Consider the following 11,011-nt stretch of genomic DNA (forward strand, 5'->3'; position numbering starts at 1 on the left):
GCGCGCCGCCCTTAACTACCAGGCGGCGTGGAGACCGCAATGGCCGCCTGAATCGCCGATGACACGCGCGCGGTGAGGCCGCTGGCGTCGTCCAGCCCGGCGGCTTCCCTGACGCTGACCACCTTGGCCGGGTCATAGTGCCGGCCGCTGCCAATGGCCGCTTCGAACGCATTGGCGCGCGCGTTGATGTCCTCCGGATCGGCATCCACCAGCAGGATGGCGTGCGCCAGCACCAGATGGCGCTGGCCGTCGGGCGTCTGCACGTCGGCCGGCGCCCGCCGCCAGTACTGGGCGGTGCCGGCGATCTTGCGTGCGCGGTCGCCGGGGCCCCAGGCCAGATTGTACCGGCCATCGCAGAACGATCCTTCCACGGCTTGCCAGTGCGTTTCCACGCCCACCTGGCGCAGGCCGGCGGCGATGACCTCGCACAGGTGCAGGTAGACAGGTTCCATCCAGCTGGCGGCGCCCTTGGGCACGGCATAGGCCAGGCTGACATTGAGAATGCCCGGCCCCTGCGGCACCAGGCCGCCGCCCGACATGCGCAGCCAGACCGGACACCCCTTGGCGGCAAAGTCCGCGCGGGCCGCCTCGATGCCGGGCTGGCGCAGGTAGCTGCGCGGAATCACCAGCGAAAGTGGCGCTTCCCACAACTGGGCTACCGGACCCGAACGGGCGGCGTGGTCCAGCAGCGTCAGTTCGCCCTGCAGCGGATCGGTCTCGGTGGGGTGTGAATCGACAAACGAAAACGTCGTGGCGTGCATCAAGGTCATGGCAGCTCGAAAGGTTGGCCTGGCAACGTCCGGTCATGGATCTCACGTGCAGCTTACGCCATGCGCCAGTCTGGTGCTAAAAAGCTGCGCCGCAAATGCCGTTATCTCCGAGGCAAACAAAGACCTCCCGCGAAGGGTCCCGCGGAGTTCTCCCCTACACCTCAGCCTGTCGCATCATGAACCGACTTACCCTCAATGCCAAACTTTGGGCGGCACTCGCCGTCATGTGGATGCTGCTGCTGGCGCTCGGCGCCTGGAACGCCTTCCACACCAAGTCCGTGATGATGGCCGAGCGCCGCGACGGCCTGCAGTCGCTGGTGGCGACGGGCGAGGGCATCGTCAAGCTGTATGCCGAGCGCGCCGCCAAGGGCGCGATGTCGAAGGAAGACGCCCAGAAGGCCGCCAAGGACGCGCTGCGCGCCATGCGCTTCGGCCAGAACGGCTACCTGTTCATTGTCGACTCCAAGCCGCAGGTGATCCTGAACCCGGGCCTGCCGCAGACCGAGGGCAACCAGGTTGGCGAATTCAAGGACCCGGACGGCGTGTACGTGTACCGCGCCATCATCGAGGGTGCGCGCCGCACCACTGGCGAGGACGCCGGCTTTTCCACCTATCGCGGCCGCCTGCCCGGCACCGAGAACCCGCAGCGCAAGCTGACCTATGGCCGCTACGTGGCCGACTGGGACTGGTTTGTCTGCACCGGCGTGTTCCTGATCGACATCGAGGACGCCTTCCGCGCCAACCTGATCAACGCGCTGCTGAGCACGCTGCTGATCGGCGCGCTGATCGCCGCCGTGATGGGCATGATCATGCGGACCGTCAAGCGCAGCCTGGGCGGTGAGCCGGCCTATGCCGTGGAAGCCGTGGCGCGCATCGCCGGCGGCGACCTGACCGTGCCGGTGCAGTTGCGTGCCGACGACCACCACAGCGTGCTGGCCGCGATGCAGCAGATGCAGCACCGCCTGTCGGCCACGCTGGGCGACATCCGCGGCGCAGCCGGTTCGATCGCCACCGCAACCAACCAGATCTCGGCCGGCAACCACGACCTGTCGCAGCGCACCGAGGAACAGGCCTCGGCGCTGGAACAGACCGCATCGAGCATGGAACAACTGACGGGCATCGTTCGCCAGAATGCCGACAATGCGCGTCAGGCCAGCGCGCTGGCCGTGAACGCTTCGGAGATCGCCAACCGTGGCGGCGAAGTGGTCAGCGAGGTGGTGGCCACGATGGGCGAGATCAACCAGGCATCGCGCCAGATCGTGGACATCATCGGCGTGATCGAAGGCATCGCCTTCCAGACCAACATCCTGGCGCTGAATGCCGCCGTGGAAGCCGCCCGTGCCGGCGAACAAGGCCGTGGCTTCGCCGTGGTGGCCGGCGAGGTGCGCAGCCTGGCCCAGCGCAGCGCGAACGCGGCCAAGGAAATCAAGACACTGATCGACAATTCGGTGGCGCAGGTGGACAACGGCTCCACGCTGGTGACCAAGGCCGGCGAGACCATGCAGGAAGTGGTCGGCGCCGTCCGCCGCGTGACCGACATCATGGGCGAGATCAGTGCCGCATCGGCCGAACAGAGCACCGGCATCGAGCAGGTCGGCCAGGCCGTCACGCAGATGGACTCGGTGACCCAGCAGAACGCCGCACTGGTGGAAGAAGCCGCCGCCGCCGCCCAGTCGCTGGCCGAGCAGGCCGAATCGATGATGCGCGCGGTCTCGACGTTCCGCCTGGCGGGGGTCTGAAGCAACGCGGCGGCGTCGCCGCCATCGGCCCCATGAAAAAAACCGCGGCTTTGGCTGCGGTTTTTTGTTTGAGGGATCGCTGCAGGCCCACCGCCCCTCAAATCACCGCCGTCCTCTGTACTGCCTGCATCGCCTCCGCCGCGATCTCGAAGGAGTGCAGGCGTGCCGGGTGGTCATAGATCTGGCCGGTCAGCATCAGTTCGTCGGGGCGCAGGTCGTCGACAAATCGCTGGATACCGTCGCGTACCGTTGACGGGTCGCCCACCACGGAACAGGCCAGCGAGCGGCGGATGTGATCGGCTTCGCTGGCATCCCACAGGCGGCTGATGTCGTCCACGGGCGGCTTGAGCTGGCCGGGCGTGCCGCGCACCAGCGACAGGAACTGTTGCTGTAGCGAACTGAACAGGCGGCGCGCCTCGTCGTCGGTGTCGGCGGCGAATACGTTCAGCCCCAGCATCACGTGCGGCCGGTCGAGTTGAGCGGATGGCCGGAACGTGCGGCGGTACAGGTCAACGGCCTGGCGCATGAAACCCGGTGCAAAGTGCGACGCGAATGCGAAGGGCAGCCCCATTGCGGCCGACAGTTGGGCGCTGAACAGGCTCGAGCCAAGCAGCCACAGGGGCACCTTCAGCCCGGCGCCAGGCACGGCGCGCACGCGCTGGCCTGGGCGCACGTCTTCGAAGTACGCCTGCAACTCCTCAACATCCTGCGGAAAGCTGTCGGCGGTGTCGTGATCGAGATGGCGACGCAGCGCCCGCGCCGTGGCCTGATCCGATCCCGGCGCGCGGCCCAGGCCCAGGTCGATACGGCCCGGATAGAGAGACGCCAGCGTGCCGAACTGCTCGGCCACCACCAGTGGCGAATGGTTCGGCAGCATGATGCCGCCCGAGCCGACGCGAATGGTCGACGTGCCCTGTGCCACGTAGCCGATCAGCACGGCGGTGGCCGCGCTGGCGATGCCGGGCATGTTGTGGTGCTCCGCAAGCCAGAAGCGGCGAAAGCCCAGGCGTTCCGCGTGCCGGGCCAGGTCCAGCGTGTTGTGCATGGCCTGGGCCGCGTCGCTGCCTTCCGCGATCGGCGAAAGATCGAGCAGGGAATAGGGAATCATGGGTTGCCACGCGCGACGTATGCCGCACGTCTTTTGAATTCAGGGACGGGCTATGGTAGTCACAGCCGCGCGATCGTGCTGGCGCCGCGCAAGAGGCCATGCTGGCCGTGGGGCCTCATGGAACACGCGCGAACAGTCGTGCGCCGATCGGCCCGGTGGCGATGCGCAGGCCAAGCGCCCGCCCCAGCGCGCGATGGTGTTCCCATCGCAAATCTCCGAAAAATGCGTGAGCGGGGTCTCCGGGAGGGAATGCCGAATGCCCCGTGCCGTGCTGGCGTACCGCGTCGGGGGCCCAGCCGGTGAGGCACGGCCTGATGACGATGATGCGAGCCCGGGGCGGGCCGGCCTGTCCCGCCTCGTGGACATTCAGAAGCACTGCAAACTTGTCGCCGGCATCGGCCGGAGTGTTGCCGGAAAGGTCATCTGGCGTGCCGAAAACCGTGCCCAGCACGGGGTCCCGTGCGGCAGCGTGGTCCACCTCGATGCTCAGGCCCAGGTCCGCACGCGCACGCGCGATCAGGTTGTCCAGGTCGGCAAAGCGGTTGCCGCCATCGCGGCCAATATCGCCGCAGCCATCGCACAGCACGATCAGGCTCACCTGCCGCTCGGGCCGTAGCAGTTCGTAGACCGCCGTGTTGTCGAAGTGGCCGCCGTCCGACAGATACTGCCAGCCGTCCCGCATGCCGTGGAAGCGCCCCGTCAGTTCGCAGGCCAACTGGTATTGGGTGCGGAACAGTTGGCCAAACCAGCCGGGATGGGGTGGATGACTGACGCCATTGGCCGTCATGCGCCCTTGCCACCATACGCCGGGACGCAGATTGGCCAGCCCCACCAGCAGCGAAGCGCCCGGCGTGGCGGCATTGCCCGGCCCGATGGGCACGGCACCGCCGGAAAGCGCGATCCAGTCGCCGACGGCGCGTAGCCGCGCGCCGCCTGGCATGCCATCGACAGTGACCCGAACGTGGTGGCCCGGCGTGGCGGGCCCTGCGGCGGGTGGCGATACCTGGGGGGAGCCGGGTCCGACGCAAAGCGGCCGTCCGCGCCGGCCGCGCGGAATCCGCTGTCCCGCCAGGTCGATCGACGCGTTCAGCGTCACATTGATCAGATGCAGCGGCGCCAACGCGCGCGGATCGTAATAGGCGTCGAGCGCCAGCGCGTCGCCGGGCGTCGGGGTGGTCCGGTTTGCCGCATCGGTAGCGGCATGGCGCTGCCCATTGGTGGCACCTAGATAAATACGCGTGAGCCGCGCGGCATGAAGCGGCTGCAGCGTCGACAGATTCACCAGGCCAACGCTGCGCCCCACGCCGATGGCAACGGCCACCGCGATCAAGGCCAGCGCGACCAGGGACGACGTGGTCCACGCCTTGCCGAAGACCAGCCAATCGACGGGTTCCCCGCCGTCCCAGCGCACCCAGAGCACGAGCCACGACCACAGCGCGACGAGCAGAAGCGCCAGCGTGGCCGCGGCGGCGCCTGTCAGCAGTGCGGCAAAAGACGGTGCGGGAAGCCGGCGCCATGTCGAGCCCGTCGCGGCGGTGGCAGCGCGCGGGGCGGGGTCGCGGCGGGTGGCGCCGTGATGGACCACCCAGGCCAGCGCGCCCGCAGTCAGGACCGGGCCGGCCAGGCGCCAGGGGTGGGCGGCCATCGATCCATACAGATACCAGCTGCGGGCGATGGTGTCGGCCACACCCAGCGCCGCCAGCCCGGCTGTCAGCGTGGCCGCGGCGCGCAACGCACGCGCGGCCCGCGCACGGTACGCGGCCACGGTGCGTGGCGCCGGCAGCAGTACGACCAGTCCCGTGGCCACAACCAGCCAGATCAGGAGGGCCGTCTTGAAGGTTTCCATCAGCACCAGCGCGGCGGCCATGCCGGTCAGCAGCACCGCCCGCGTCAAGGCACGGGCTGGCTGGCCGGCATCGTCCGTGCGCGGATACAGGAGCCAGCACGCCATGGCCGGCGGTACGGCCAGCAACAGCGCCGACGCGATCGGCAGCCACAGGTATTCGCTCCACCAGACGGGTGGAAGGTTCTCGTTAAAGGCCCGTCGCGCGGCGTAAAGCAGCGTCATCTCTTCGCGGCCCACGCCGGGCCACGCGCCGATCATCAGATGCAGCCCAAGCGCCAGCAGGGCCAGCATCGCCAGCAACATGCTGCCGAGAATGCACTGCATCGCCAACCAGTTGCGCACCACGACGATGGCCGCCCACAGGCCGTCGCCTGCATCTGCCGATGTCAGCGCATGGCTACTCTCGCGCAGCCACGCCATGGCGCGGCGCCCGGCCGGGGCGTTCGCATTGCCTTGCATGGTGCCGTAGGCGGATTCGGCGGCTTGCCGGGGGGTGCTCCCTGGCTCCAGCCGGCCAGGTATGAACAGGCTGGTAAAGAATGCGCCGATAAAACTGCCGCTGCCAACAGTCGACAGGTAGTCGAAACGGGCCAGCAGCGATTGTGCTGGCGGCGTCGAGGCTGGCATGCCACTGTCTGTGGAAAGGGGCGACGGGGGACAGGCTGACTCGGACAGCGCCTGCATGACGCCCAGGCAAAAGGCGGCGCCCCGCAGGCCGCCGCCGGACAACGCCAGAGCCACGCGCTGGCGCGCGGCCGGCGCGATGGGCAGCCGCAGCGCGCGACGACGATGCGCCACACGGGCGGCTTCATCGTCCCACCCGGAATCGTCCCAGCCCTGGTTGCCTTGCGGCATGCCCGCCCCTTTCGCGCACAGACCGTCTGGGGCCAGTATAGGAGCGGCAGCGGAATGGAAAGCGGCGATCGGCCTGGGCCGGGCGGGGGCCTAGTGGGCGGCAGCCTGGGTCGGCGCGTCGGGCGTGGTGGCCGGCAGCGGATTCAGCGCGCCTTGCAGGCGCTTCCATTCATCGAACCCGCCGGCCAGCGCCCAGGTGTTCGGGTAGCCGGCCGCACGCAGCCGCTCGGCAAGCACGGCCGCCGACATTTCATGCGGACAGGCGCAGTAGACGACGATGTCGGTGCCCTTGTCGTGATCGGCCAGTGCGCTGAACGGTCCACGCATTTCCATGACCAGGGCGCCGGGAATACGCTCGATCGGCGTCGAGCCATGCGCCCGGACATCGACCACCACCATGGGGCGGTCGGCCGCGCCACGGCGTTGTTCCATTTCCATCACGGTCATGCGGGGGATGCGACCCGTGCGGCGCAGCAGGCGCCAGCGTTGCCAGAAGCGCCAGACGATGAACAGGGCGAATCCGCCCAGCGCAACCAGGACGGCGACGTGGCCATAGGCGCTGAACGCCGCCAGGATCGTGTCGACGAAGTCGCTGAAGACCACGCCGGCCAGCAGCGCCCCGCCGGCCCAGACCAGTGCGCCGAGCGCGTCGTAGCAGAGGAAAGTCAGGAAGGGTGTGGCCGTCATGCCCGCCATGGCCGTGGAAAGTGCTCCTGCACCCGGCAGCAGCTTGGCAAATACCAGCGATCGCGGACCCACCCGCAGGTACAGCGACTGGGTCTGGCGGATGCAGGTATCGGGCGACAGGGACACCCGGCAGATCGTGCGCAGCATGGGCTGGCCCAGCCGCTTGCCGGCGAAATACCAGGCACTATCCGCGATCAGGCAGGCGGCGATGACCGCGAACAGGACCGCGCCGATCGATGGGCCGGTCTCCTGCATCGACAGTGCGCCGGCCACGAACAGCATCGGATAGGCCGGCACCGGCAGACCCGCCTGCTCGGCCAGCACGTTCAGGAATACCAGACTCAATCCATGGCCCTCGAGCAAGGCCTGCAGATCACCCACGACATGTCTCCCGCATTTGGTCATTGCCGGCGGCATTGAAGCAAGGGGGCACCGCCGGACCGGTGTGTAGTGTGCCAGCGCGCCGCGCGGCTTGCACGCGGCTGAATCGCCGGCTTACTTCAAATTCGTTGAAGGGAATGCGTCCAGGTCGTGCTCGCCAGCGCCGCCTTGCCCCGGACGCAAGGCCAACAGTGTGTCATTGAACTCCTTCAGGATAGCGGTGTATCGCGGAAACAGTGTGTTGACGACCGCGGCATTGGCTTGGCCGGCTGCCGATTCCAGTGACTTGCCGGCCGCTACGAGCGTGTTGCAGCGCGCCAGTGCGGCGCTGCCCTTGATGCGATGCAGGCTGCGCTGCACAGCGACCCAGTCCCGCAGGGCGATGGCCTTGCGCAAGGCGCGCGCGTCGGCGGCATTGCCGTCCAGCAGGCGGGCCACCAGCATGGCTTGCACCGTGGCGTCGTGGCATGCCGCACCCCGCACCGCGACGCCGATGGCGTGGCGTTCTTCGGCGGTGAGATGGATGCATGCCGTGCCAGTGTTCATGGAACCAGCCGGCAGCGGCGCGCAAAGTCGACCAGATCGACCAGGGATTCGGCGCCGAGTTTGTTCATGATGCGTGTCTTGTAGCTGCTCACGGTCTTGTTGCTGATGAACAGGGCCTTGCCGATGGCCTTGTTCGTCATGCCGCGCGTGAGCATGCGGAGGATTTCCATCTCCTTGTCGGTCAGCTTTCCCAGTCCTTGGGTGTCGTTTGGAGATTGCCCGTCGCGCTGTGGGTCGCGCGGCATGTCGCGCGGCGTGCACGAAGGAAACACCGAAAATCCGCCAAGCACGCTTTGCACGCAGCGCACGATGGCTTCCAGATCCTGGGTCTTGCTGACAAAGCCCTGCGCGCCGGCCTGCATCGCGCGGGCAGCGAACGGCACGGCATCCTGCGCGGTCAGCACCAGCACGCGTACCCCAGGGTGGGCCGCCCGCATGCGCGGTACGGCGTCCAGTCCACTCATGCGCGGAATGTCCAGGTCCAGGATGACGAGGTCGGCCCGGTATTGCCTGACCAGATCGACGGCGGTCTGGCCGTTGTCGGCTTCGGTGATGCGCTTGATGTCCGGCAGCTGCGACAGCTGTGCCCGCAGGGCGAGTCGCAACGCCGGGTGATCGTCGACGATCAGGATGGTTGTCATGCCTTGCTCGCATGGCCAACGGGATGGGCCACTGTTTCACATGGCGACCCAGTATAAGGAGGGCTCCCCCCGCCGAAAATGCGACGCTTCCGCAATTGCTGTGGGAAATTTCCGCAACGAGTCTGAAAGTTGCAGAAAGTCCGCGTTACGTCAGTCGCTCCGGCACGGCGCGGCGTTGCGCCGGCCAAAAAAATAGCGACCCGCCGTGATTACGGGGGCCGCGAATCGGGAATGCGAGGAGGTCAGATTCCTCAAGGACAGTTATCGACACTTCACAGGTCGGCTGATCCCCACCGAGGTGGGGCATGCGGCACAAATGACCGGGTCCATGCCGCACGCCGTGTCATGCCATCAGCCGGTCAGGCCGGGTGGCCGGCGCCGCGCGTGCCCGCAGGCGGCGAACCGCGACTTCGACCTCGGCATGAGCGGCATCGAGCCAATCGATCCGATGCCGCACCGGATCGTTGGGCGAAAGGTCGTGCTCGCTGATTTCGCGCAGGAAGTAGCGCACCATGCTGCCCGCCCGTGCCGGCACGGGCATCATGCCCAGCAACCGGTCGTGTGCAAGCAACCCCAGGGCAGCCGCGTGCTGCAAGGCGGCCCATGCGGTACGGCCCAGCGCGACATACACGGCATCGGGGCGGCATTGCCGGAGCGCCCCGAGGAACAGGTTGTCGAACACTATCCGCAGCATGGGGGCATCGAGCAGGTCGTCCAGCGTGCCATCGAACACCAGGCCGCGCCGGGTGGTGGCGTGCGGCAACACGGCCAAGGGCTGGATCGCTTCGAATCCATCGTTCCAGAGTGCGGCGGCGTGCGGCTGGCCGATCAGCTCGGGAATCCGGAAATGATCGAGCATCCGGATCAGATTGGGCCGAACCATGTGCCCGCCCAGTTCCACCCGCCGTTTGTGTTCGCGCTGAATGACGCGGCCGGGCGCGTGTGCGCGCAGCAACTCGTCGGTCACCGTCGCAGCCAGTTGCACATGCGCATGGCCCGGCGTGGTACTGACCAGTATCAGTCTGGCGTTTTCGTTTCGATGCTCGAACGGGACGTACTTCATGACATAGGTACCGTCCTGATCCACAACGACTGGCTTTTCTGCGATACCGCGAATGCCGCCACGACGGATGCGCGCGCAATACTCTTCTAGGTAATTCGCCAAGATGTCCCCGCTCCCGATGCTTCCCTGCCTTGTGCAACCGATGTTCTTTTTTGCGTCCATATTAAGCCCCGATGAAGTGCCGACCAAGCGAATTAGTGCGCCATACATCGCATTGCGACGCAGGCTCCGTGGGCCATCGAACAAAGTTTGAAAACGTGCCCCGCGTTTGAGGGATGCGATTCAGGGTCGGTTTTGTCTCACGCTGCAGGACACAGTGCGCGCGTTACGGGACAGGAAGATGACGCGCTGCCGATGCGAGCCTGTTGGATCGGGATCGGTAAACGGCGAAGGGAAAGGGGAGGGCAGAGGGCAAAGAAAAAGGCCGGACACGGAGGTGTCCGGTAACCCATTTGCTGACTCAGGTCGTGTCAGAACCCGAGGACACAAATGATAACCATTATCATTTGTGCAGTCAATGCTTTATATCGGACTCAGGCGGCCAGCGTGGTGTCGATCGTGATCTGCGCGCTGAGCGACTTGTGTACCGGGCACTTGTTGGCCACGCGGAGCAGGTCTTCCCGTACCTTCGGCGCCAATTCCCCGCGCAGTGCAATATGGCGGATCAGCTTGTAGGACCCCGGGGTTTCCTCGTGGGCCACGCTGACATGGATTTCCTGAAGGTCGTAACCCTTGCGCTTGGCGTAGATCTGAAGCGTGAGGGTGGTGCAGGCCGCCAGCGCAGAGTCCAGCAAGTCGTGCGGGTTTGGAATCGCCGGATTGCCCATCGGCGCATCAAGGTCGGCCTGCCACTGCGCCGTACCGTTGCCTAGATCGCAGACGCTCGAGCCGGCATCGGCTAGCCATTTAGCTTGGATTGTCATCGGTGGTGTTCCTGGTTCCTGTGTTCTGGTGAAAAGGCGGGCGGGCAGCCCGGCGACTCTGATTCTATACATGCACCGCCCCGGCTGCCGCCCAAGTGGCGTAATAGCATCTTTCGGGATTTTTCCACTGATGGATGACAAGGGGCTTGCGCCCCCGGCCAATCCCATCTAATATTCGCCCCCTCGCAACACAAAGCGCGCTGCAAACGCAGCAGCGACAACGGTTGCGGGGTTGGCAGGAGGTTGGCGTTGCGAAGTTCGCGGCGCCGGCCGGCAGAAAAAAGTTCTGCAAAAACTGTTGACGAAACGTTGAATGCTCTGCATAATCTCGTTTCTCCGCTGCGACAAAAGACGCAGCGACAGCGAACGGCAAAGCCGGTCGCTCGGGTTCTTTAACAAACAAACAACCGATAAGTGTGGGCGCTTGATGGCGAACGCCACGGAGCTTCGGC

The 11,011-nt window shown here is 66.4% G+C and carries 10 protein-coding genes; 1 reads left to right on the top strand and 9 read right to left on the bottom strand.

Translation table 11 applies throughout. From position 1 onward, the window contains the following. Positions 1–11 precede the first annotated feature (11 nt). Positions 12–761 carry a lipoate--protein ligase family protein gene (locus tag D9X30_RS18185; protein ID WP_153948715.1) on the bottom strand — a complete coding sequence of 250 codons (750 nt, stop codon included), beginning with the start codon at positions 759–761 and terminating at the stop codon, positions 12–14. 185 nt (positions 762–946) lie between these two features. On the opposite strand from D9X30_RS18185, the gene D9X30_RS18190 reads away from it, so the two are divergent. Next, on the top strand, positions 947–2,509 hold the full coding sequence (locus tag D9X30_RS18190; protein ID WP_153948619.1) for a methyl-accepting chemotaxis protein: 1,563 nt from the start codon (positions 947–949) through the stop codon (positions 2,507–2,509). A gap of 97 nt (positions 2,510–2,606) precedes the next feature. On the opposite strand, the gene D9X30_RS18195 is transcribed toward D9X30_RS18190, so the two are convergent. From D9X30_RS18195 to D9X30_RS18230, 8 genes are all read right to left on the bottom strand, one after another. Continuing rightward, positions 2,607–3,617, bottom strand: a complete 1,011-nt coding sequence (locus D9X30_RS18195; protein WP_153948618.1) for an LLM class flavin-dependent oxidoreductase — start codon at positions 3,615–3,617, stop codon at positions 2,607–2,609. Between the two features lie 115 nt (positions 3,618–3,732). Beyond that, a complete protein-coding gene (locus D9X30_RS18200; RefSeq protein ID WP_153948617.1) occupies positions 3,733–6,318 on the bottom strand; it encodes a patatin-like phospholipase domain-containing protein in 2,586 nt (861 codons plus the stop codon). A gap of 90 nt (positions 6,319–6,408) precedes the next feature. After that, positions 6,409–7,386 (bottom strand): DedA family protein/thiosulfate sulfurtransferase GlpE, encoded by a 978-nt coding sequence (locus D9X30_RS18205; protein ID WP_249641002.1) that lies wholly within the window; start codon positions 7,384–7,386, stop codon positions 6,409–6,411. Between the two features lie 114 nt (positions 7,387–7,500). After that, a complete protein-coding gene (locus D9X30_RS18210; protein WP_153948615.1) occupies positions 7,501–7,932 on the bottom strand; it encodes an Hpt domain-containing protein in 432 nt (143 codons plus the stop codon). Further along, positions 7,929–8,573 carry a response regulator transcription factor gene (locus D9X30_RS18215; protein WP_153948614.1) on the bottom strand — a complete coding sequence of 215 codons (645 nt, stop codon included), beginning with the start codon at positions 8,571–8,573 and terminating at the stop codon, positions 7,929–7,931. Before D9X30_RS18215 ends, D9X30_RS18210 begins: the two co-directional genes overlap by 4 nt. Before the next feature lie 343 nt (positions 8,574–8,916). After that, positions 8,917–9,738: a hypothetical protein gene (locus D9X30_RS18220; RefSeq protein ID WP_153948714.1), complete on the bottom strand. Its 822-nt coding sequence runs from the start codon at positions 9,736–9,738 to the stop codon at positions 8,917–8,919. Between the two features lie 431 nt (positions 9,739–10,169). Next, complete coding sequence (locus tag D9X30_RS18225) at positions 10,170–10,559, bottom strand: OsmC family protein (RefSeq protein ID WP_153948613.1); 390 nt, start codon at positions 10,557–10,559, stop codon at positions 10,170–10,172. 168 nt (positions 10,560–10,727) lie between these two features. Further along, a partial coding sequence (locus D9X30_RS18230) for a hypothetical protein (protein WP_228770802.1) occupies positions 10,728–11,011 on the bottom strand: 284 nt, incomplete at its 5' end.

Origin of the sequence: Cupriavidus sp. U2, from assembly GCF_009663685.2 — a bacterium.
Taxonomy (GTDB): Bacteria; Pseudomonadota; Gammaproteobacteria; order Burkholderiales; family Burkholderiaceae; genus Cupriavidus; species Cupriavidus necator_C.